19 protein-coding genes are annotated in these 22,469 nt (G+C 67.6%); 7 read left to right on the top strand and 12 right to left on the bottom strand.

Annotated elements, in window-relative coordinates:
* Positions 1–50: 50 nt before the first annotated feature.
* Together DVS29_RS21620 and DVS29_RS21625 are read right to left on the bottom strand one after the other, a co-directional pair.
* Positions 51–1,163, bottom strand: a complete 1,113-nt coding sequence (locus DVS29_RS21620; protein WP_118182541.1) for a malate/lactate/ureidoglycolate dehydrogenase — start codon at positions 1,161–1,163, stop codon at positions 51–53.
* An 18-nt stretch (positions 1,164–1,181) separates the two neighbouring features.
* Positions 1,182–2,450: an MFS transporter gene (locus tag DVS29_RS21625; RefSeq protein WP_118182542.1), complete on the bottom strand. Its 1,269-nt coding sequence runs from the start codon at positions 2,448–2,450 to the stop codon at positions 1,182–1,184.
* Between the two features lie 304 nt (positions 2,451–2,754).
* Between DVS29_RS21625 and DVS29_RS21630 the strand changes: the two genes are divergently transcribed.
* Positions 2,755–3,474, top strand: a complete 720-nt coding sequence (locus DVS29_RS21630) for a FadR/GntR family transcriptional regulator (RefSeq protein ID WP_118182543.1) — start codon at positions 2,755–2,757, stop codon at positions 3,472–3,474.
* Between the two features lie 73 nt (positions 3,475–3,547).
* Positions 3,548–4,129 carry an FUSC family protein gene (locus DVS29_RS21635; protein WP_420816151.1) on the top strand — a complete coding sequence of 194 codons (582 nt, stop codon included), beginning with the start codon at positions 3,548–3,550 and terminating at the stop codon, positions 4,127–4,129.
* A gap of 66 nt (positions 4,130–4,195) precedes the next feature.
* Here DVS29_RS21635 and DVS29_RS21640 read toward each other — a convergent pair whose 3' ends face one another.
* A complete protein-coding gene (locus DVS29_RS21640) occupies positions 4,196–7,093 on the bottom strand; it encodes a patatin-like phospholipase family protein (RefSeq protein WP_118182544.1) in 2,898 nt (965 codons plus the stop codon).
* 269 nt (positions 7,094–7,362) lie between these two features.
* Here DVS29_RS21640 and DVS29_RS21645 point away from each other — a divergent pair, with 269 nt between their 5' ends.
* Positions 7,363–8,895 (top strand): DHA2 family efflux MFS transporter permease subunit, encoded by a 1,533-nt coding sequence (locus DVS29_RS21645; RefSeq protein ID WP_118182545.1) that lies wholly within the window; start codon positions 7,363–7,365, stop codon positions 8,893–8,895.
* Positions 8,896–8,910: 15 nt separating this feature from the next.
* Here DVS29_RS21645 and DVS29_RS21650 read toward each other — a convergent pair whose 3' ends face one another.
* Positions 8,911–9,624, bottom strand: a complete 714-nt coding sequence (locus tag DVS29_RS21650; RefSeq protein ID WP_118182546.1) for a DUF899 family protein — start codon at positions 9,622–9,624, stop codon at positions 8,911–8,913.
* A 94-nt stretch (positions 9,625–9,718) separates the two neighbouring features.
* The gene (locus tag DVS29_RS21655; RefSeq protein WP_118182547.1) at positions 9,719–10,141 is read right to left on the bottom strand and encodes a TfoX/Sxy family protein; all 423 of its coding nucleotides are present in this window, start codon (positions 10,139–10,141) and stop codon (positions 9,719–9,721) included.
* 223 nt (positions 10,142–10,364) lie between these two features.
* Here DVS29_RS21655 and DVS29_RS21660 point away from each other — a divergent pair, with 223 nt between their 5' ends.
* On the top strand, positions 10,365–10,670 hold the full coding sequence (locus DVS29_RS21660) for a hypothetical protein (protein WP_118182548.1): 306 nt from the start codon (positions 10,365–10,367) through the stop codon (positions 10,668–10,670).
* Between the two features lie 17 nt (positions 10,671–10,687).
* Here the strand turns inward: DVS29_RS21660 and DVS29_RS21665 are convergent, their stop codons facing one another.
* Together DVS29_RS21665 and DVS29_RS21670 are read right to left on the bottom strand one after the other, a co-directional pair.
* On the bottom strand, positions 10,688–11,329 hold the full coding sequence (locus tag DVS29_RS21665; RefSeq protein WP_118182549.1) for a response regulator: 642 nt from the start codon (positions 11,327–11,329) through the stop codon (positions 10,688–10,690).
* A complete protein-coding gene (locus DVS29_RS21670) occupies positions 11,326–12,741 on the bottom strand; it encodes a cache domain-containing protein (RefSeq protein ID WP_118182550.1) in 1,416 nt (471 codons plus the stop codon). The genes DVS29_RS21665 and DVS29_RS21670 overlap by 4 nt, the downstream gene beginning before the upstream one ends.
* A 212-nt stretch (positions 12,742–12,953) precedes the next feature.
* Between DVS29_RS21670 and DVS29_RS21675 the strand changes: the two genes are divergently transcribed.
* Positions 12,954–13,166, top strand: coding sequence for a DUF3311 domain-containing protein (locus DVS29_RS21675; protein WP_118182551.1), 213 nt, complete (start codon positions 12,954–12,956; stop codon positions 13,164–13,166).
* The gene (mctP, locus tag DVS29_RS21680; protein ID WP_118182552.1) at positions 13,163–14,659 is read left to right on the top strand and encodes a monocarboxylate uptake permease MctP; all 1,497 of its coding nucleotides are present in this window, start codon (positions 13,163–13,165) and stop codon (positions 14,657–14,659) included. Before DVS29_RS21675 ends, mctP begins: the two co-directional genes overlap by 4 nt.
* Positions 14,660–14,777: 118 nt before the next feature.
* Here mctP and DVS29_RS21685 read toward each other — a convergent pair whose 3' ends face one another.
* Both DVS29_RS21685 and DVS29_RS21690 read right to left on the bottom strand, forming a co-directional pair.
* A complete protein-coding gene (locus DVS29_RS21685) occupies positions 14,778–16,112 on the bottom strand; it encodes a type II toxin-antitoxin system HipA family toxin (protein ID WP_118182553.1) in 1,335 nt (444 codons plus the stop codon).
* A 1-nt stretch (position 16,113) separates the two neighbouring features.
* Complete coding sequence (locus tag DVS29_RS21690) at positions 16,114–16,359, bottom strand: helix-turn-helix domain-containing protein (protein WP_118182554.1); 246 nt, start codon at positions 16,357–16,359, stop codon at positions 16,114–16,116.
* A gap of 317 nt (positions 16,360–16,676) precedes the next feature.
* On the opposite strand from DVS29_RS21690, the gene DVS29_RS21695 reads away from it, so the two are divergent.
* Positions 16,677–17,624 (top strand): 2OG-Fe(II) oxygenase, encoded by a 948-nt coding sequence (locus DVS29_RS21695; RefSeq protein ID WP_118182555.1) that lies wholly within the window; start codon positions 16,677–16,679, stop codon positions 17,622–17,624.
* Positions 17,625–17,665: 41 nt separating this feature from the next.
* Here the strand turns inward: DVS29_RS21695 and DVS29_RS21700 are convergent, their stop codons facing one another.
* From DVS29_RS21700 to DVS29_RS21710, 3 genes are all read right to left on the bottom strand, one after another.
* Positions 17,666–18,835 (bottom strand): lipocalin-like domain-containing protein, encoded by a 1,170-nt coding sequence (locus tag DVS29_RS21700; RefSeq protein WP_118182625.1) that lies wholly within the window; start codon positions 18,833–18,835, stop codon positions 17,666–17,668.
* 131 nt (positions 18,836–18,966) lie between these two features.
* Positions 18,967–21,669: an FtsX-like permease family protein gene (locus DVS29_RS21705; protein WP_118182556.1), complete on the bottom strand. Its 2,703-nt coding sequence runs from the start codon at positions 21,667–21,669 to the stop codon at positions 18,967–18,969.
* Complete coding sequence (locus DVS29_RS21710; RefSeq protein ID WP_118182557.1) at positions 21,662–22,450, bottom strand: ABC transporter ATP-binding protein; 789 nt, start codon at positions 22,448–22,450, stop codon at positions 21,662–21,664. Before DVS29_RS21710 ends, DVS29_RS21705 begins: the two co-directional genes overlap by 8 nt.
* Positions 22,451–22,469 lie beyond the last annotated feature (19 nt).

Genomic DNA, 22,469 nt, shown 5'->3' on the forward strand with positions numbered 1-22,469 from the left:
TCCGCGCGCGAATGCGGGCATGAATGCACATTGACGCGCATTCATGCATCTCACGTCGCGCGGTACTTCGCGATCTCACTGTCGGGCATCCCTGCGCTGCGTGCCGCTTCGACGATCTGCGTCCAGCTCTCGGTATCGATCGGGATGCCGTGCGCGCCGCGCGCGCCGCGCGTCGCGTCCTCGCGCTCGCCGGGTACGAGCACGTCGTCGACGCCATCGACGCGTCGCGTCGTCTTCAGCCAGTGCACGAAACCGTCCGCTTCGCGCTGCAGGTCGGGCGCATCGAACGCGGCCGGATCGACGATCACCGACAGCATGCAGTTGACGATCGCGTTAGTCGTGACGATGGTGTCCGCGCGCGACGTGAAGCCGCCCGACAGCGCGCCTGCGAAAATTTCGCACATCGCAGCAAGACCCGAGCCTTTGTGGCCCGCGGTCGCGCCGCCGAACGCGAGCAGCGCGCCGTGCTCGCCGGCGCCGAACAGCGCGCCCGGGTCGCGCGTCGCGTGGCCGTCGCGATCGATCAGCGCACCGTCCGGCGCATCGATGCCCTTGTTGAACGCGACCCGCACCTTGCCCGCGGCGATCGCGCTGGTCGCGAAGTCGAGCACGAGCGGCGCGCGCCCCGGGCGTGGAAACGCCGCGCAGAACGGATTCGTACCGAAGCGGCGGTCGATACCGCCGAACGGCGCGACGAGCGGATCGCCCGCGACGTTGACGAAGTGAAACGACACGAGCCCGGCGCGCGCGCACTGCTCGGCCCAGTGACCGATGCGGCCTATGTGATGCGCGTTGCGCAGACCCACCGCGCAGATGCCGAGCTTCTGCGCACGCTCGATGCCGAGCTCCATCGCCTCGCACGCCATCACCTGGCCGAAGCCGCGCGCGCCTTCCACGGTCAGCACCGCGCCCGCGTCGCGCGCGAGCTGCGCATGCGAATTCAGCTTCAGCTCGCCTTCGCGGCACGACCGCATGTAGCGCGGAATCATGCCGACGCCATGCGAATCGTGTCCCGCGAGATTCGCTTCGACGAGATGATCGGCGACGAGCTTCGCTTCGCGCGGCTCGCTGCCCGCGGCCTGCCAGATGGCGACGACGAACGCGTGCAGCGTGGCAGCGTCGATGGTGACTTCGGAATACGGTGCGGCTTCAACGTTCGGCATGGGCGGGACGCACCTCGGTCAGGATTGGAAAACGACGGCGCCGGCGGGCGCTTTCGCGCGCAGCGGCTCGACGCGGCCGACGACCAGCAGGTAGCTCGCCGCGCCCAGCACGCAGAAACCGCCCGCCACCACCAGCGGAATCGTGAACGAGCCTTTGGTCATCTGCAGCATCACGCCGGTGAAGGTGGTGAGCGCGATGCCCGCGAGGTTCGACGCGAAGTTCTGGATACCGGCAAGCGAACCGACATGCGCCGGCGTCGGCGCGACATCCGCCGGCAGCGACCAGATGCTCGCCGCCGCGGCCGCGAGGCTGCCGTACGCGATCGCGAACAGCGCGAGCATTGCGTAGACGCCCTGCACGACCGACGTCAGCGTGATCACCGACGACAGCAGCATGCCGCCCACGATGCAGGTCTTGCGCGCGGCCGTCAGGCTCCAGCCGCGCCGCACGAGCGCATCCGACAGCCAGCCGCCGAACCAGCCGCCCGGAATCGATGCGATCGCGGGCAACACGCCCAGCGTGCCGAGCGACTTCAGCGAGAAACCGCGCGCCTCCACCAGATAGCTCGGAAACCACGTGATGAAGAAGTAGATCACGAAGTTGAGGCAGAAGAAACCGAGCATCATCCCCCACACCGTGCGGTAGCGGAACAGCGTGGTCCAGCGGATCGCCGGCTGCCCTTCCACGCGCTGCGCCGGTTGCGGCCGCGCGAACGCGGCGCGCCCGGCCGGTTCACGATACATCACCGCCCAGCCGAGAATCCACACGAGCCCGAGCACGCCGGTGATGACGAACGACGCCTTCCAGCCCCACGTCGCGATGATCGCCGCGACGATCGGCAGCGACAGCGCGGAGCCGGTGCGCGAGCCGCTGTCGTAGATGCTGGTGGCAAGCGCGCGCTCGTCGCGTTCGAACCACTGGCTGACGAGCTTCGCGCACGACGGATAGGCGCCGGCCTCACCGACGCCCAGCATCAGCCGGCAGCCGAACATTGCGCCGAAGCCGCCGGCGACGGCGGTCGCCGCGGTGAACACGGACCACCAGCCCACCGCGAACGGCAGCGCAACGCGCGCGCCGATCCGGTCGACGAACCAGCCGAACGGCAGCTGCATCACCGCGTAGGTCCAGAAGAAGCCGCTCAGCAGCAGGCCCATGCCGGCCGGCCCGATGCCCAGATCTTTCATGATGTGCGGCGCGGCGACCGCGAGATTCGCGCGGTCGATGTAGTTGACCGCGATCGCGAGAAAGCAGAAGAACACCACCAGCCAGCGAGCCTTCTCCTTCATGTTGCTGTCTCCTCCTGAGCCGGCCGGATCGAACGCCCGGACGGAGGCCGCGTGGACGGCCGGGTCTGGCCGGCACGCGCGGATACGCGCCGGCGGGTGAGCTGCGGGGCGGGAAAAGCGGACTGACCAGACCAGTTAGTACTTAAATTGGCCTGACCCATTGCCTCGCCGAAGGTAGACCAGCCGCGCGCGGCGGTCAACCGGGAATTCCCTGAGCCGCCGCCGCACGCGCTGCCCCTGTCGCGCGGCAAAACGGCGAGGCAGAATCACGACACCTCCATTCGCCCGTTCCTTCACGTCACTCATGTCAGGCCTTCCCCGTGAACCTCGCCGCCTTTACCAGGACATCGCGGACCGGCTGCGCATCCTCATCAGCGACGAGTCGTTCGCGCCGAAGGGGCGCCTGCCCGCCGAGCGCGATCTCGCGAAGCAGCTCGGCGTGTCGCGCCCTTCGGTGCGCGAGGCGCTGATCGCACTCGAGATTGCCGGCGAGGTCGAGATCAAGGTCGGCTCCGGCGTGTACGCGAAGCCGCGCAATCCCGATGCCATCGCGAGCAACCGCGCGCCACGCGCGACGGAGCCCGCGTCGATCGGCGAGAGCCCGCTCGATATCCTGCGCGCCCGTTCGCTGATCGAAGGCGCGCTGATCGCCGAAGTTGCGCCGAAGATCCGCCCGAAGGACCTGCGCGCGATCCGCGACGCATTCGTGCAGATGAAGGACGCCATCGGGCAAGGCGTGACGCCCGTCGACGCGGACCGCCTGTTTCACGTGCGGATCGCGGAGGCGTCGGGCAACGCGGTGCTCGCGCGGCTGATCGGCTCGCTCTACGACGAGCGGCACAGTCCGCTCTGGAGCGAGATGCGGCTGCGCTTCGAAGGCGGCGGCACGTGGGTCATCGCGCTCGACGAGCACGCGCAGATTCTCGATGCGCTCGAAAACCACGACGCGCTGCAGGCGCAGGCCGCGATGGCGCGGCACCTGAAGGCGTCGCATGAGCGGTTGATGACGCAACTGAAAGGCTGACAGGCTGACGTCGAGCGAGGTGAGCTAACGCGCCCGCTAGAATGGCCGCTCTCTCCAGCACAAAGGGACCACGATGGAGCAGCCCGCGCAACACGATCGGCCTGCCGTGCAGCGTCGCGAAGAGCGGCGCGGCGCGATGGGCGAATTCCTCGCGATGCTGCGTTCGATGCCGCTGCGCGAGCGGCTCGGCGAAGGCGCATTGATGGCGCTGCAGGCGGTGTGCGGCGCGAGCCTCGCCTACTGGGTCGGCCGCTACCTGCATACGCAGCAGGCTTTCTGGGCCGCGATGACGGCGATCGCCGTCGTGCAGCACAGCTACGTCGACACCCAGCACCTCGCGCGCGACCAGTTCTTCGGCGCGATGATCGGCGGCATGTGCGGACTCTTCGCCGCGCTGTACGGCGGCGGCTACTACCTCGCGTACGCGGCCGCGATCGCGGTCGCGATGGTCGTGAGCTGGGCGATCAACATCGGCAGCGCGGCGCGGCTCGCGGCGGTCACCGCGACGATCATGCTGCTCGTGCCGAGCGGCGGCGCACCCTGGCAGACCATGCTGCTGCGGCTGGGCGAAGTGACGCTCGGCACACTGAGCGCGCTGCTGGTGAGCAGGCTGATCGCGCTGTGCGAACGGGTGTGGATGGCGACACGCCAGTAGCCGGGATTCGCGCCGCCGGTTTGACGCGAAGCGTTTCATCGCTCAGCGCGGTCGACTGCCTCGCACTCACGCCATCAGTTGCCCGACGAGCCATTCGCCAAGCTTGCGGTGACTCTCCCACTGGGCCTCGTCGAAGAACTGCTCCATCGTCGACTCTTGCGGAAAATCGGTGTCCACCGCGTATTCACGGGTGTCGTACGGCGCGTCGGCCGGTATGCGCGGCTTGATCCACAGCACTTCCGAGTACGGCATCGTGCCGTCGGCGCGTTTCGCGCGCGGATAGTCGACCCGGAACAGGATCGCGAACGGTTCGCCATAGCGCGGGTCGCTGTTTTTCTCGTCGTGGATCTCGTCGTGGAATGCGCTCAGACCATCGATCGCGGCGGTATTCAGGCCGACGCCGAGACGACGCTTCCAGCCATCCAGCGCCGCGCGCCACGCCGGGTCGCGTTTCGGCAGCTCCTTCATTTCCGCGCCGAAGTCGATGCGAATGCGCCGCTGCAACGTCGCGAGATCGTCGAAGTGGTAGTCGCGGTCCGCGCCGTTGTCGAGCACGATGATCCATTCGAGGCGCCTGCGGACCAGCTCGTACGCGCCCGTGTTCTCGAAGTGACCGCCGTCGGTCAGATACCAGCGGCGATCGCGCGGACCGAGGAACATGCCGCGCAGCTCCTGGAACAGCAGCAGCTGGGTCGCGACGGGGCGACCGACGATATGCATCTTCTGCGCGATGTCGCAATGTTCCGCGAGATCCGGCTGCGAACCCGCGTCCCACCAGTATCCGAGCCGGATGTTGGCTACGCCGAGCAGGAAGGCATACGAGCTTTTGGTCCGATAGCCGAGTCCGGTGCTGACTGCCGCGCCGGATATCGAGCACCAGTCGCCGACCTGCAGCGTTTCGATCGGCTGGATCTCCAGCTTTCCGCATTGGTGGCTCAGCCATTTGCCGCCGCCCGCCGTCACTTTGGTGACGCGTCCATCGCGAGTCCATTCGCAATGGAATCGCAACGAGTTCTTGCCGACCTCGATGCCGGCCGGACCGACGCACATGCCGAACCCGAGGTTCGCGCGATCGAGGATGCGGCTGCCGTTCCACGCGACCGTGTTGTTGACGGTCATGTTGATCAGATGCACCGGAGCGAGCATCTGGTCGCCGTAGTACACGCCGAGCTGGACGGCGTCGCCCGATGTCAGGCTGGTCACATCGCGGTTGTCCCGGTTATTGAGCCTGACGGGATTGCTCGCGCCGAGAAAGCAGCGCGTCAGCCGCGACCCATAGAGGCTTTGCAGGCTCGACAGGTTCAGGATGCCGATACTGCAGCCGGAGATGACGACCATCAAGCCGAGCAGACCGAGCGCCCAGTACAGTGGTTCGAGGCTGCGATGCTGGCTGTCGTCGCACGCGAACCGTATTGGCGGTGAGATCGACCCACCTGTGGCCGCCTGCTGGCAGTAAAACCAGTCCTTTACGCCGAAATGCACTGCGACCGACCAGAACGAAAGGATCAGCAGCAGCAACGCGCCCGCGGCGACGCCCGCCACCACGGGCAGCAGCTTCGCCAGCATGGCGTTGCCGGTGCGCTCCCGGCTCGCGAGCGCCCATTTCAGGCCCGCGAAAGTCAGCGAGCCGGCTCCGGTAAACACCCCGAGCACCTTCACGTGATAGTCGGCGAACTCGCGCACGACGGACTGGCCGATCGTGTCGATCGCCGCGGCGCCGATCATCAGCAACAGCAGCAACGTGACGTTGAAGGGGCCGACGCGCACCATCGCGTTGGTCAGCGAATTGCGGATCTTCGACGCACGCGAAGTCTGCTCCGACGACCAGCCGAACACGACCGTTCCGAAGAAGGCAATCGCGAGCGTCCCGAGCACGACGAGGGTCCAGATCGCGACGAGGCCGGCGAGTATGGGTATCTGCCTATGGTGGTGAAAGACCGTCAGACCGATACCGACATCCCATGGAGCGTTCGGAAAAACCTTGAAAAACGCGAGAGGAACGCAGGCCAGGCCGAGAAGCGGCACAACGAACATCAGAATGATGCGCCGGGCAGCCTTGCAAATGATCCGGGATCGCTCGTCGAACTTCGCCTCTTTCCACAGTTCCCGGATGGGCTGACGGTTGGCACCGCTATTCGCGGTCAGCCAGAAGGCCAGCTGAATCGTCAGCAGTGCGAGCGCCATGAAGCCAGCGACGAGCCAGAGCGGACTCCACCACACATGGCCAGTGGGCGCAAAGAAGGCCTCCAGCTGACCGTCGATGTGTCGCGCGTATACGAGTCGCGTCACGACAGCCAGCATCACGCTCGCCATCGCGGTGACAGCCACCACGAACTGCACGGCCAGCCAGTTGCGGCCGGTGATCGCCGACGAGAGCAGATAGTCGCCGCCGCCGTTGGGCGCGAGATAGTTTGCGTTCGCGCGCAGATAGCTCAGCGCCTCGTCGCCCTTGCAACACGATGGTCTCAGCTTCGACGCCGCCTGGCGGGCTTCGTCGAATAGCTGACGCTCGCACTGGTGAGAACGCGTTTCGCTGTCACCCTTCGCGGCCTGCCCGTCGCGTTGTACCGAAGGGATATGCAGCGCGGTGAAGAACATCCCGATATACGAGCCGCCTGAAACCGTCGACAGGTAGTCGAGCTTGTTCAGGATGTCGCGCTTCGATTCGCCGAACGCCTGCAGCACGCCGAGGGAAAAGATCGCGCTGCGAATGCCGCCGCCCGAGATCGCGAGACCCAGCAGTTCGTGGGGTCTCGGCGGCGCGCTTCGATCAGGCGGGGTAACGGTCGCCGTGGCGCCCGTTGCGTCCAGTGGAGCATTCCTCGGCGCCACGGCCGGCCCATTCGTGCCACGGCGCCGGCGGACCTGGTCGTATTCGACTTCGTAGAATGCGATGCGCTCCGCGGTTCGCTCCGCATCGTCGTCCAACCCGGGCGCTGCATCGCCCTCGCTCTCAGTGGTCATTTTTCACCTCTTATGTCCATCTGCATCGGCACGTTCGGTACGGCAGATAGGAATGCCAAATATTGATAGCCCGTCAGACGAATTTAAGCATCCCGGGTTAACCATGTTTCCGTCCCGCATGCGGGACCGCTGGACGGGAAGCGCACGGTACGCATGATGCTGGCGCATCGCCTGTACCCCACCTGCCCGCTTCGACCACCTTCCGCGAGCGGCCAGGGTAGATTTCAACTATCGCTTAAAAGTTGGGACGCCAGGGAGGAGACCCACGCATGGCCGCGACTGGTGCTGCGCCGCACGTGCTGCCCGAACGCCGGGTCAGGATGTTCATCACCGCGTCGGTGATGCTCGCCACGATCATGCAGGTGCTCGACAGCACCATCGCGAACGTCGCGCTGCCCCACATGGAGGGCAGCCTCTCCGCGACGCAGGACCAGATCACCTGGGTGCTTACGTCGTACATCGTCGCGGCGGCGATCGGCACGCCGCTGTCCGGCTGGCTCGCGGGCCGCTTCGGGCGCAGGCAGGTGTTCCTGATCTCGGTGGTTGGCTTCACGGTGACGTCGGTCGCATGCGCGCTGTCCACGACGCTCGTCGAGATGGTCGGCGCGCGGCTGCTGCAGGGCCTCTTCGGCGCGGCGCTGGTGCCGATGTCGCAGGCGACGATGCTCGACATCAATCCTCCGGAAAAGCACGCACAGGCAATGGCCGTGTGGGGCATGGGCGTGACGCTCGGCCCGATCCTCGGGCCCGCGCTCGGCGGCTGGCTCACCGACGCGTACAACTGGCGCTGGGTGTTCTACGTGAACGTGCCGATCGGGCTCGTCGCATTCTTCGGCATCTACGCGTTCATGAGCGAGACGCGGCCGGTCGCGCGCCGGCTCGACCTGTTCGGCTTCACGACGCTCAGCATCGCGATCCTCGGGCTGCAGCTGTTTCTCGATCGCGGCGAGGTGCAGGACTGGTTCGGCTCGATCGAAATCTGGATCGAACTGCTGACCGCGGTCATCGCGTTCGCATTCTTCGTCGTGCATACCTTCACGGTGCGGACCACGTCGTTCTTCAACCGTGCGCTCGCGCGCGACCGCAACTTCGTCAGCGGCTGCTGCTTCTACTTCGTGATGGGCGCGGTGCTGTACGCGACGCGCGCGCTGCTGCCGCCGTTCCTGCAGGACCTGATGGGCTATTCCGTCGTCGACGCCGGCTTCGCGACGGCGCCGGGTGGCGCGGGATCGATGCTCGCGATGATGATGGCCGGCCAGCTGCTCGGCCGCTTCCAGGCGCGCACGCTGATCGCGGTCGGCTTCTCGATCTCGGCGTTTTCGCTGTGGCAGATGTCGGGCTACACGTTCGAAATGAGCGAGAGCACCGTGATCTGGTCGGGCTTCCTGCAAGGGCTCGGCCTCGGGCTGATCTCGGTGCCGCTCACCACCGCGACGTTCTCCATGCTCGACCCGATGCTGCGCGGCGACGGTACGTCGATCTACAGCCTCTCCCGCAACATCGGCAGCAGTATCGGCATCTCGTTCGTGCAGGCGGAGCTGACGCGCAATACGCAGGTCGCGCATTCGTCGCTCGTCGAGCACGTCAACGCGTTCAATCCGCTGCTGCAAGGCGGCGCGAGCCACTGGCAGACAGGCAGCGCGTCCGGGCTCGCGGCGCTGAACGCCGAGGTCACGCGGCAGGCGTCGATGATCGGCTACGTCGACGACTTCCGCCTGCTGATGCTGCTCGCGCTCTGCATCGTGCCGTTCGTGTCGCTGATGAAACCGGAGCGCGCCAAGCACCCGCACAAGACGCGCTGAACGCAGCGCTCCGTCTCAGCCGCGCGTGCCGTAGTCGAGCTTCGGATACCAGTCGGTACCGCGTCCGGCCGGCGTCATGTCGAGCAGGTTCCAGAGCGGCATCAGGTCGGGCGCGCCGCGCGGGTCCTGACCGGGATCCGCCGTCTCTGGGCCCATTTCCCCGCCCCAGAAGTGGTGCATCGCGCCGTCCTTGCGCGTGAACACGTTGATCGCGGGCACGTCGTAGCCGTCCGGATCTTCGTGCGCGTAGTCGACGTTGAAGGTATTGCCGCCGGACGACACGATCGGTAGATAACGCCAGCCGCGCTCCTTCGCGAACGCAAGCAGCTTCGCGATCGGCCCGCGCCCGACGACGGCGAACGCGACGCGCTGCAGCAGATCGGGCACCTCGCCGTCGTACGCGGACAGCAGCGACGTGCACATCGGACATGGCCGCTCGCGCTGCGGCCCGAACATCCAGTTGTAGACGATCAGCGTGTCGTGCCGGCCGAACAGTTCGCTCAGCTTCACGGGGCCGTTCGCCCCTTCGAACGTGTAGTCCTGCGGCACGGCTCCGCCCTGTGGCAATGCGCGCCGCATTGCCGCGACGCGTTCGAGATGGCGCCGCAGCTCGATCTCCTCGGCCAGCAACGCATTGCGCGCCTCGCGGTAAGCGGCGCTTTCGCCCGGAAAGCGGATCGGCGACTGGGACAGCTGGACGGCAGGCTTCAGTGCTTGCGGGTTCGTCATGTTGCGTACCTCCCTCTCGGAATGGATGGGATGGAGCTGCCATGGCCGCTCCTGAAGCGACGACGAATGAGGACCAGGGAAATCGACGGACTTTTCAGTCTGGTTTCACGTTTTTCGCACGGGTGGTTTTCGCGCCAGCCAGCTTGGGCTTCGCATCGCGCTTTGGCTTCGGCACCTTCGATGCCCGGCTCGCGAGCGCCGCCGCAATCGCACCGCGGCGCCACGGCTCAATCAGATACGGCGACTCCATCGCCTCGGCAGGCACCGACCAGTAGCTGAGCGCGATCGGCCGGTCCGTCGACTTGTGGACCACCAGCTGGCTGCTGCCCGCTTCCTCGAAGGCACGCGCGCCGGCGTCGTCGGCCTTCAGATACAGCTGCTCGTCGATCACGATCGCGATGAACAGACCGTCGTAGTACAGGCCATGGCCGCTGAACATGCGCTTCGCCGTGACGGCCTGCGCGCCGCCCAGCAGTTCCACGCAGTAGTCGATGAATTCGTTGCGCCGGGTCGTCATGGAGTGGGTCTCGCTGGCTAGATCTGCTGGCCGCGTCCGGATGCTGTCGGGCGCGGCACGGCGTTTGCTGAGAGCGCTTCGCCATGCACGCCACGCAGTCTGCCATGTGCGAACGGCGCTGTGCGCCTCTCGATTCGTGGATTCGCACCGGCGACCGGCCGTGTTCCTGCGAGGTCAGGTACAGCGTTCCGCACCCGGGCATTACGGAGAGACATCGATCGCCATGAACCCGCCCCTGCAACGAATCGGCGCGAACGCACGCGTCATCGACGCGCCGCGCGAACGCGACCGCCTCACGCTGTGGCTGACCGCGATCGCGGTCGTGCTGCTGGCGACGGTGCTCTACGTCTTCTGGACGACGTTCTCCGCTTCGCTCGGCGCGGCAACCGAACTGCTGAAGCAGCTGCTCGCGTTCTGCATCGGCATGGCGATTCCGGCTGCCGTATCGGTCGGCGCGCATCGCGCGTACCGGTGGATGCTGCGCGCGAGACTGGCGCGCAGCGGCCCTCGCGGGCCCGCGGCGCAATAACGCCCGCAAACTTCGCGCTAACGCCGTCGCCGGTTTTCCACCGCGAACTTGATCAGTTCCGCCTGCCCCTCGATCTCGAGCTTGCGCTTCAGGTTCTGTCGGTGCGTCTCCACCGTGCGCACCGACAGCCCGCTGCGCTGCGCGATCACCTTGCTCGACAGACCGTCGGCGAGCGCATCGAGAATGTCCCGCTCGCGCGGCGTCAGGCGTTCGAGCGGATTCTTCTGCGCGCTCGCCTGGATCACACGGGCACCGAGCCCGGCGCTGAACCACGTCTGCCCGGCCAGCACGGCCTCGATCGCGCGGATGATCTCGGTGGCGGGCGAATCCTTCAGCACGTAGCCGCTCGCGCCCGCGCGCACGGCCTGGGTCACGTATTCGAGGTTGTCGTGCATCGACAGCATCAGCACGCGGATCGCCGGAAAGCGCTGATGGAACACGTCCGCGAGTTCGATGCCGCTCATCCCGCTCATGCCGACGTCCATCAGCGCGAGATCGGGAGCGAGCGTCTCGGCGAGCCTGATCGCCTCGCCACCATTGCCCGCCTCGCCGACCACCCGCAGTTCCGGCACCGCCTCGAGACGCGCGCGCAGACCGTCGCGCACGAGCGGATGGTCGTCGACGAGCACGATGCGGGCGAGTACCGAAGACGCGTTCATGGAGTTCCAGTGATGAGATTGCGCGGCCGTCCGCCGGCAGCGGTACGCGGCACGTGAGCGGCGACGACCGTCGATCCCGGATGCGACAAGATGGACAGCGTGCCGCCGAGCGGGTCGAGCCGCTCGCGCATGTTGCGCAGACCGAGGCCCGCGCGCGGATCGGCGAGCGTGCGCTCGACCGCGAAGCCGCGGCCATTATCCGCGATCGTGAACTCGACCGCTGCGCTCGTGATGGACAGCGACAGCGCGCACTGCGTCGCATCGGCGTGCCGCACGACGTTCGTCAGCCCTTCCTGCGCGATCCGGTACAGCGCGGTGACCACGTCGTCGGGCAGGCTTGCCGCGTCGCGATCGGCGTCGAGCGTGAAGCGGATGCGGTCGCTGGTCTCTTCGTTGAACTCACGGGTCAGCTGTTCGAGCGCGGACGGCAGGCCGAGATCGTCGAGCAGCGCGGGCCGCAGCGCATGCGAGATGCGGCGCACTTCGCGCAGCGTGTCGCCGAGGCGCCCGAGGCTCGTCCCGAGCGCGGCTTCCGCCGCCGGCAGCCGGTGCTCGCTGCGCTCGAAGCGCGTGCTCGCCGATTCGAGCAGCAGCTTCACCGACACCAGCATCTGCCCGACGCTGTCGTGCAGCTCGCGCGAGATCCGCGCACGCTCCGCTTCCTGCGACTGCACGACCTGCTGCGCGAGCCGCTTCAGCTTCACGTCGGCGCTGCGATATTCGCTGACGTTCAGCACCAGCGCGCACGCGGCGATCACGACGAGCGCGGCGAGCGAGATCGCGCCGATCCACAGCATGGTGTGCTCGATGTTCGCCGATGCCGCGTGATCGATCTGCGCGAGCGCGTCGTCGACATCGTCGAGATAGATGCCGGTGCCGATCATCCAGCCCCAGCGCGGTAGCGGCACCACGTAGCCGAGCTTCGGCGCGAGCTTGCCGGTCGACGGGCGCTTCCACAGGTACTGCACATAGCCGCCGCCATGCTCGGCCGCCGTGATCAGCCGCTGGATGGTGAGCCGGCCTTGCGGATCGCGCAGCATCCACAGGTCCTGCCCGACGAGTTGCGGCTCGCGCGGATGCATCAGCGAGCGGCCATGCAGGTCGTAGACGAAGAAGTAGCCGTCGGGGCCGAAATCCATCTTGCCGAGCAGATCGAGCGCGCGTTGCCGCTGCACGGAATCGTCGCGCGCGTTGCTGCCCGCGTCGTCGTACAGCGGTCCGATCGCGCCCTGCGCGAGCTCGACGTAGTGCTTCAGCTCGAGCTTCTTGCTCGCCAGATAGGCCGCGCGCATCGTCTCGTCCTGCGCGTTGGCGAGTGTGGTCGCCTGATGGCGCACGCCGAACGCGACGCCCGCCATCGCGATCACGAACGGCACGAGCGCGAGCAGGAATATCCTGGTTTTCAGGTTCATCGGAGCTTCATCGGACTTGGGACGGCCGGGGTCGATCTACGTATTACTACGCAGACCGTCTGCGTAGTTGTGCGGTTGTGAGGCCCGACGCGGATCGGGGATACTCGTGCCACCGAAAAGAAGGCGTACGGCCTGCTTGCCCGCATTGTGCGGCATGACCGCGCCACAGTACACACACCACGCCATCCCCGATGGCTCCGGAGGAGATAGAGATGACCGACCGCACACAGGCGGGCGACGCCACGACCAGCCGCGGCTGGCTGTGGATCGTCCTGCTGATCCCCTATATCGCGCTGCTATGGCTGCCGTTCTACAACGACAGCCGCCCGTCGTTCGCCGGCTTCCCGTTTTTCTATTGGTACCAGTTCCTCTGGGTTCCGTTGACCTCGCTGCTGCTTTACGTCGTCTACCGGAGCGCTAAATGAACGCAGTGAATCCAGTCAATCCGGTCTCGATGACCGTCTTCATCGCGTTCTTCGCGCTCGTCACGATCATCGGCTTCTTCGCGGCGCGCTGGAAAGCCGGCGACCTCACGCAGTTGCATGAATGGGGACTCGGCGGCCGGCAGTTCGGCACCGTGATCTCGTGGTTCCTCGTCGGCGGCGACTTCTATACCGCGTACACGGTGATCGCCGTTCCGGCGCTCGTCTATGCGGTCGGCGCGTACGGCTTCTTCGCGCTGCCGTACACGATCATCGTCTACCCGTTCGTGTTCGCGGTGATGCCGAAGCTGTGGAAGGTCGCGCATGCGAAAGGCCACATCACCGCGGCGGACTTCGTGCACGGCGAGTTCGGCGGCAAGTGGCTGCCGGCCGCGATCGCGATCACCGGCATCGTCGCGACGATGCCCTATATCGCGCTGCAGCTCGTCGGCATGCAGGTCGTGATCAAGGGGCTCGGCCTGTCGGGCGAGCTGCCGCTCATCATCGCGTTCCTGATCCTCGCGCTCTACACGTACACCAGTGGCCTGCGCGCGCCGGCCATGATCGCGTTCGTGAAGGACATCATGATCTACATCGTCGTGATCGCGGCGGTGTGCCTGATTCCGGCGAAGCTCGGCGGCTACGGTCACGTGTTCGACGCGGCCGATACCTACTTCAAGGCGAAGGGCGGCGCCACCGGCATCCTGCTCAAGCCGACGCAGTTCACCGCGTACGCGTCGCTCGCGCTCGGCTCGGCGCTCGCCGCGTTCATGTATCCGCACACGATGACGGGCGTGCTGTCGTCGGCCTCCGCGGACACGGTGAAGAAGAACGCGATCTTCCTGCCGGCGTACACGCTGCTGCTCGGCCTGATCGCGCTGCTCGGCTATATGGCGATCGCGGCCGGCATCCACGTGAAGTCCGCGACCGACGTCGTGCCGGCGCTGTTCGGGACGCTGTTCCCGTCGTGGTTCGTCGGCTTCGCGGCGGCGGCCATTGCGATCAGCGCGCTCGTGCCCGCCGCGATCATGTCGATCGGCGCGGCCAACCTGTTCACGCGCAACCTGTGGCGCCCGCTCGTGTCGCCGAACCAGTCGGCGGCGGCTGAAGCTTCGACGGCGAAGCTCGTGTCGCTGATCGTCAAGTTCGGCGCGCTGCTCTTCATCGTCGCGCTGCCCACGCAGTTCGCGATCGACCTGCAGCTGCTCGGCGGCGTGTGGATCCTGCAGATCTTCCCGGCCATCGTGTTCACGCTGTACACCCGACGGCTGAGCTCGCCGGGCCTCTTGGCCGGCTGGCTGGTCGGCATCGTGCTCGGTACGAGCCTCGCGGCTTCGCAAGGGCTCAAACCGGTGTTCACGCTGCACCTCGGCGACTCCGCGTGGCCGCTCTATATCGGGCTGATCGCGCTCGTGGCGAACATCGTCGTCACGTTCGTGGTGTCGATGCTGGTTCCCGCGCGCCGGAGTGCGGCTGAAGGGCAGATGACGACCTGATCCGCGACAACGGGGGCGCTTGACTCACGCTTCACCCACGCTTGACTCGCAAAGAAACGGAGGCGCCTTGACGGCAGCCTCCGTTTTTCATTGGCGCTGAGGAATGCGCGATTGCCGCTTACAGGACTTCGGCCTCGGCAGCGAGCCTTGCCGCCGACGCGCGCAACCCGGCGAAAATGCGCTCCGCCACCCGCGCGGGAAAATGCGGCGGCAAACGCGCGGCGACGTCGTCGATCGCGTACTGCAGACGTCCGAGCAGTTGCCCGATCAGCGGCTCCGCCTCGGCGCCAAGGAAACACCGGTGCGCCATCGCGTTGAAATGCCGGCGGCCGATCTCCTTCATCACGTAGTGCCGGTTCTTGCCCGACACCGCCATCGCGAGCCGCGCCTTGTGCCAGGACCACTGGTTGCCGCCATCGCCCTCCACCGGCCAGATCGACATCACGTCGTAGAGCGGCGTCAGTACGAAACGGCCGCGCGGCAGCAGATGGATGCTGAAATTCTTCGCGTGGCCATCGGGCGCGGCGAGCAGCAGGAACAGGATCTGAGCGCTCAGCAGAATGCCGAGGTCGCGCTCCGGCTGTGCCGACTGGCGCAGCACCGACGCGATATCCGGCACGCCGGGGCCGCCGTCCGCCTCGTACTTCAGATGCGATGGCTTGCCGAAGACCTGGCAGAAGTCTTCCTGCGGCAACCGCATGATCCAGCCGCCGCCCGAATGCAGGCGGCGGTCGAACCGCTCGACGCACAGCACTTTCTGGCTGCCGAACGTGAGGATCTCGCTGCGTGCCGCCGGCAGGCCGAATGCGCGCAGGAGTTCCAGACACAGCCATTCGTTTTCGACGGACGTGGTCCAGTCCGCCCGCTTGTTGCCGACGAGTCCGAGCGGCAGCTTGAGGATATGGGTGGTGGGCGTGGTGCCGTGCGGCTTCAGCCAGCGGCCGTCGTGCCGCAGCAGCGCGGTCTTTTCCTGCGCGCCGGCGAGCGAGATGCGCAGATCGTCCCCGTCGCCGAACGGCGCCGGCGCAATGGTCTGCTGGAGCAGCGCCTCGATCTCCCCGTCGGACAACGCGGTGCCCTCGATGCGCTCGATCGCATCCGGCGTGTCGTCTTCGTCGAGCAGCTGCACCGCGCCGATGCAGTCGCGGCCGATCGCGCGCAGCAGATCGAACGCGTCGAGCGATGGCGTTCTGAAACGCGTCGCGATGCGCCGGCGGATCGGCTCGCTGTCGGGCAGCAGATTGTCGAAGTAGTTGCGCACGCGCTCGCCGGTGAGCGGCGCATCGTCGACGCCGAACGGCAACGACAGCGACAACGGCCGCCCGCCCGGCGAGTCGAGCCACGCGCGGTCGTACTGGAACTCGGTGTCGCCGCGCGCCGGGATGCTCCACAGGCCGACACGCTGGCCGTTGGCCCACACGGACAGCGCCCGGGTATGCGTCGGTCTGCCCATGTCACCACTCCTGGTCGAACGACTGCATGTCGCCCTTTTCCTGCAGCAGCAGCTCGATGCCGTACAGCGCGGTCAACGCCAGCAGCTGCGCGGCGGTGATGGACGCGGCGTCGAGCTCGAGTTCGGACATCCGGCTCTGGCTCAGGCCGATCCGCGTAGCGGCTTCGAGCTGGCTCAACTGCCGGCTGCGGCGCGCCGAGCGGAGCAGCTGCCCGAGCTGGTTCGAGGTGATGAGGACGTGTGTCATGGCGGAATACCGGTTTGAGCGGTATTTGCATTTTACCGGCAAAACCGGTAAATGCAAAATATCGCTATTAGCGGTAAATACAGAATACCGCTATGACCGGTAAAACGGATCGTCAGCTGGTCGGCGGGAATCGTCGGCGCATGCATCTGCGCCGCGGCAATGCTTCCGTACACGATGCCGACGATTGATCCGCGCGGCTGGCGCTTTGTTCGCCCGGCTGACGTTCAATGGCGCGAGATGTGCTATACAAATTGAGCCGCTTGCGACCGCATACATCGCGAGAAACAACCGGCACCCGACGATCGACGAGGACGCTCATGGAGACACTGGACGCCGCCTGGCAGGATTGGCTCACGCTCAACGTACAGCGCGGCTGTACCGCGGAGTCGATGCTCGATGCGATGCTGCGCGCGGGCCTCGATCCGCTCACCGCGCGCGCCGCGGTCGCCGCGCGTATGGCCACGGCGGCGCCGGCTGCATCGGTCGCGCCGGAAGCTGAAGCCGCCGCGCTCGAACCCGTCGACATGGACGATTCCCCCGTCGTCACCGCCGCGGTCGCCGCGCGCGCCACGGCACGCGCGGCCGTTGCATCCGGCGCCGACGCGTATCGCTACGATCCCGCGCCGGTCGAGGCCGGCAACGTGATCCACGCGCTCGATCGCGACGTCGAAGTGCTGATGCGCTGCGAGCGTCCGCAGCTGATCGTGTTCGGCAACGTGCTGTCGGCCGACGAGTGCACGCAGCTGATCGACCGCTCGCGGCATTCGCTGCGCCGCTCGACCACCATCAACGCCGACGACGGCAGCGAAGACGTGATCCAGAACCGCACCAGCGAAGGCATCTGGTATCCGCGCTGCGCGGACGACTTCATCGCGCGGCTCGACCGGCGCATCGCCGCGCTGATGAACTCGCCGCTCGAAAACGGCGAAGGCCTGCAGGTGCTGCACTACCGGACCGGCGGCGAGTACCGGCCGCACTTCGACTACTTTCCGCCCGAGCAGGCCGGCAGCGCTCGGCACACCGCGCACGGCGGGCAGCGCGTCGCGACGCTGATCGTGTATCTGAACGACGTGGAGCACGGTGGCGCGACGATCTTTCCCGAGGCGGGCATCTCGGTGAGCGCGAAACAGGGCAACGCGGTCTACTTCCGCTATCTGAACGGCAGCGGCCAGCTCGATCCGCTGAGCCTGCACGGCGGCGCGCCGGTGTCGGGCGGCGAGAAGTGGATCATGACGAAGTGGATTCGTGAGCATGCCTATGTATAGCGGCGCGCTCATCCTCAGTTCATGTCCCGCCGCGCGACACGTCACTGCCGGTCCATGTCGCGCGCTTTCGCGTAGCCGGTCAGCTCCAGATAACCGCGTCCGGCCGCCGCGCCGTTGCGCGTCAGCGTGACCGCGCCCTCCCAGTACACCGCGCCGGTCGAATCGCGCGAGTCGAGTTCCTGATCGTCCAGTAGCGGCATGAGCTGCCATACGTCGGCGCCCGTATGGACCGTCATCGCGACGGGCCAGCTCGTGCCGGTGCGCGACGAGCGCCATGTGCGGTCCGGCGCGAAACCCACCTCGCCAGGTCCGAAACGCGTGACATGGCCGCTCGCATCGCGCAGCGTGCCCTGCGCCCAGACGTCGCGGCCATCGCGGCCGCGCACCCGAAACGCCATCAGTGCGCCGCCGTCGGCGAGATTCGCGCCGAGCCAGTCCCAGCCGACCGCATCGCCGCTCAGCAGCGTGCTCGACCATTCATGGTCGAGCCATGCGCTGCCGGTGACCGGCGTCGGCAGCGCCGACTTCGCCGCGGTCCGCCCGTCCGCGCGCGCGCCGGCAGCGACGGGGCGCGTCACGCTGCCGCTCACGCGCAATTGCGGCTGGCTGTAGTAGTCGCTCGCCTGCGACGGGGACGGCCCCTTGCGCGAATAGCCGTGATCGCCCTGCAACAGCGGCGGCTGCGTCGGCGTCAACGACAGATGTAGCGCGAAGTCCGCGGCATCCACATCCACCGCGTAATGGCCGTCCGCTTCGCGCACCATGCGCCACGCGTCCAGCTTGACGTCGGTGTTGCCGGTTTTCGCATACACGAGGCCGAAGCCCGCACGCGCGATCCGTTGATCGTGCACCGAGCGGCCGAACGCCGGATCGCTCAGCGCCGCGTGCGCGATGATCAGCTGTGTCGGCGCGAATGCGCTCGGGTCGTTCGAAGGATGGCCGGTCGCCGAGCGGAAGAACGTGATCTGGAAACCGAGCGGACGATGATCGGGCGTGTCGAGCCAGCCGGTTGCGTACCACCATTCGAGCCGGAAGGCGGGATGCGCGCCGCTGTCCTGCGGAAACGCGACGGCGTAGCCGGGCTGGATCGCGGCGAAAGTCGTGGAGTTCGCGGCGGCGTGTTCTGAACCTGACGATGTGTTTGCAGCGGATGAAGCCGCGGCAGCGACGGATTCATCGGCGAGCACAGCCGCGCCCGGCGCGCACAGCATCGCCAAGTACATCATCGCGAGCGCCACCGTTGCGAAGCGCCTCCCCAACACCCAGCGCGCGCCGCGCGCACCCGGTTCCATTCGACGGACGCGCCGTTTGCGCACAACGTTCCAGTGTCCGGCCTTGCACATCACCAGTCCTCCCGAACCGCGCGCACCGCGTCGAGCGACACCGCGCGGCGGCCCGCGATCACCGCGGTCGCGCACGACGACGCCAGCATCACGACGCCGATCCCCGCGAGCAGACCCCACGGCACATGCAGCGACATGCTCCAGTGGAACGACTGCGGGTTGACCACGAACACGAGGATCAGGCTGATCGCGAAACCGAGCACGCCGCCCATCGCGATGCCGAGCGCGGTCAGCAGCCCGCCTTCGGTGGCGAGCAGCGCGAGGATCTGGCGGCGCGTGACGCCCACGTGCCGCAGCATGCCGAATTCGCGCGAGCGCGCGAGGGTCTGCGCGGAAAAGGTTGCCGCGACGCCGAACAGCCCGATCACGATCGCGACCGCTTCCAGCAGATAGGTGATCGCGAAGCTGCGGTCGAAGATCGTCAGCGTGCGGGCGCGGATGTCGCCGGGTTGCGAGAACTGCAGCGCCGCGCCGAACGGCAGCGCGCGCAGCGCGGCGATCACGTCGCCGGCATGCGCGCCCGGCGCGAGCGTGATCGCGGCGTCGGTGGCGGCGGTGTCGCCCGTCAGCCGCCGGTAGTCGGCAAGGCGCAGTTGCAGCGCGCCGGTCTGCCGCACGTAGTCGCGCCAGATGCCGGCGACGACGAACGTCTGCTCTCGTGTTTTGCCGTTCGCATTTTCGTGCGCCCCGCCGATCGGCAGATGAATGCGCGCGCCGACGCGATAGCCGTACAGATCGACCATCGCCTCGGAGGCCCACACCGGCGTTTCGTCGGCGCGCCACGCGGACGGCGGCAGCACCGCGCCGGACATCTGCAGTTGCGCGCCGGGATCGGCCGCATCGATGTCGCGCCCGAGCAGCACCACCGGCGGCCGCGAAGGATCGAGCGTGAGCTGCGATGCGCGCACGAACGCGGCCGACTTCACGCCCGGCGCGGCGGCAATCTGCCGCTGCTGCGCGAGGTCGAGCGTGCCGGTATCGCCGCTCGCCGCGACCCGCACGTACAGATCCGCGGACAGCAGATGCTCGAGCCACACTTCGACCGACACGCGAAAACTCGACACCATGATCGCCATCGCGACGATCAGCGCGAAGCTCGACAGCACGCCGCCCATCGCGATCGACGCCTGGCCCGGCGCGTTCGCGAGTCGCGCGAACGCGAGCGTCGTAGTCGGCGATGTGGCGCTTCGGGCTGCACCATGGGCCGCGCGACGCGCTGTACGACGTGCTGTACGACGATCCAGCACGCGAAACAGCACCGCGGTACAGCGCGGCATCAACGCGATCCCGCCGACCAGCAGCAGCGCCACCGCGAGATAACCGGCGATCGGCGTATCGAAGAGCGGCGGCGCCTGCGTCAATGCGCCCGCGGCGACCAGCGCGTACACGGCCGGCCACGGCGTGGACAGCCGCGCGAGCGCGCCCTCCTCGCTGCCGGCCTTCAGCGCGGGCGCGGGCCGCGCGCGCGCCGCTTCAAGCGCCGGCACGAGGCTGCCCAGCACCGCGACGCCGATGCCGAGGCACAGGAAAATCGCGCTCGCGACCGGCTCGAAGGCGACGGTCGGCCGCACGCCCGGAAAGTAGCCGCCGCCGAGATCGCTGCCGAAGAAACGCAGCGCGACACCGGCGATCGCATAGCCCGCGGCGATGCCGCCGAGCGCACCGAAGAGCCCGAGCAACGCGCCTTCGAGCAGCACCTGCCGCAACAGTTGCGCGCGCGTGAGCCCAAGCACGCGCAGCATCGCGAACTGCGCGCGCCGCCGCACGACGCCGAGCGCCTGGGTCGAGAACACGAGGAACGCGCCGGTGAAAAGCGCGACGAGCGCCAGCACGTTCATGTTGATCCGGTACGCGCGCGACAGCCGGTCGGTGCGGCTCTCCACATCGCGCGGCTCCGATACGACCAGGCCAGCGTTTTCGTCGGCTCCGTCGGTTCCGCCGCCCTGGCCCGCGACGCGTGCCTGCAGTTCGCGCCGGAAGCGCTCGCGGTCCACACCGCGCTCGAGTTGCAGATCGACCCGCGACAGCTTGCCGACGCGATCGAAACGCCATTGCGCGGCAGCGATATCCATCACCGCGATGCGCTGCCCGGGCCGCGCCCGCACGATTCCGCCGGCCACGCGAAAACGCACGAACGCGGTGCCGCTCTGCAGCGCGATCGTGTCGCCGGTGCGTACGCCGAGCCAGGCCTCAGCCGCCGGCGACAGGAACACCGTATCGGCCGCGAGCGTATCGAACGGGTGCTGCGCGGCGGGCACGCCGGTCAGATCGGGCGCGATGCGGCTCGCGCGGAAGACGTCGATGCCGAGCACCTTCAGCGGCGTCGTGCGACCCGGCACCGCGGCATCGAACTCGAGCACCGGGCTCGCGACCGCGACGCCCGGCAGCGACGCGAGCCGCGGATACCACGTGTCGCTGAAGGTCGGACCCGCGCCGCGCACGAGCAGATCCGCCTGCCCGGACAGGCTGCGCGCCGCCGCGGAAAACTCGTTGAACGCCGCGCTGTTGATCAATTGCACCGCGTAGCCGAGCGCGACGCCCAGCGCGATCGTCGCGATCGCGATCAGCGCGCGGCCGCGATGGCTGCGCCATTCGGCGACGAGCAGCCAGCGCGCGAGCCTGCGCAGGCCGCTTCGGCTTGCGCTTTCCCGTTCGCGTTCGCCTGAAGCTTGCCGCGGTGGCGAATGAAGCGTGTCAGCCATGCGAGGTCCGGGAGTGACGTTGCACGCCCGCGTCTTCGGTGGTTAAACGCGATCGCATCCGTTCCGCGGGATGCAGCGTGCCTTCGCTCAGGATCAGCACGCGGTCGGCGAACGCGGCCGCCGCCTCCGAGTGCGTGACCATCATCGTGGCCGCGCCGTTCGCGCGCGTCTCGTCGCGCAGCATGGCGAGCACGCCGTGCGCGGTATCGGGATCGAGATTGCCGGTCGGCTCGTCGGCGAGCAGCAGCGACGGGCGATGCACGAGTGCCCGCGCGATCGCGACGCGCTGCAGTTCGCCGCCGGACAGCTGGCGCGGCAGGTCGTCGCCGCGTCCGTCCAGCCCGACTGCCGCGAGCATCTGCCGTGCGTGCTCCGGCGGCAGGCCGTTGAGCAGCAGCGGCAACGCGACGTTCTGCGCGAGCGTCAGATGCGGCAGCACGTGGAACGCCTGGAACACGAAGCCGAGCTTGCGGCGGCGCAGCTTCGTCGCCGCATCGTCGTCGAGCGACGTGACCGACGCGCCGTCGATCCGCACGTCGCCGCTGTCCGCGCGGTCGAGGCCCGCGATCAGGTTGAGCAGTGTCGATTTGCCGACCCCGGAATCGCCCATGATCGCGACGAACTCGCCGCGCGCCAGCGTGAAATGCAGATTCGCCAGCACGATGCGGTTCGCGCCGTAGGTTTTCGTGAGCGCATCGCACTCGAGCGCCGGCCGCGATGCGGCGGCAGGTGGCGCGGTGGTGTGGGTATCGGGTTGTGCGGCGTCGGGCGTGGCGTGCATGAAGGTCGCGTGGGTCGGA

The sequence above is a fragment of the Paraburkholderia phosphatilytica genome (assembly GCF_003443895.1).
Taxonomy (GTDB): domain Bacteria; phylum Pseudomonadota; class Gammaproteobacteria; order Burkholderiales; family Burkholderiaceae; genus Paraburkholderia; species Paraburkholderia phosphatilytica.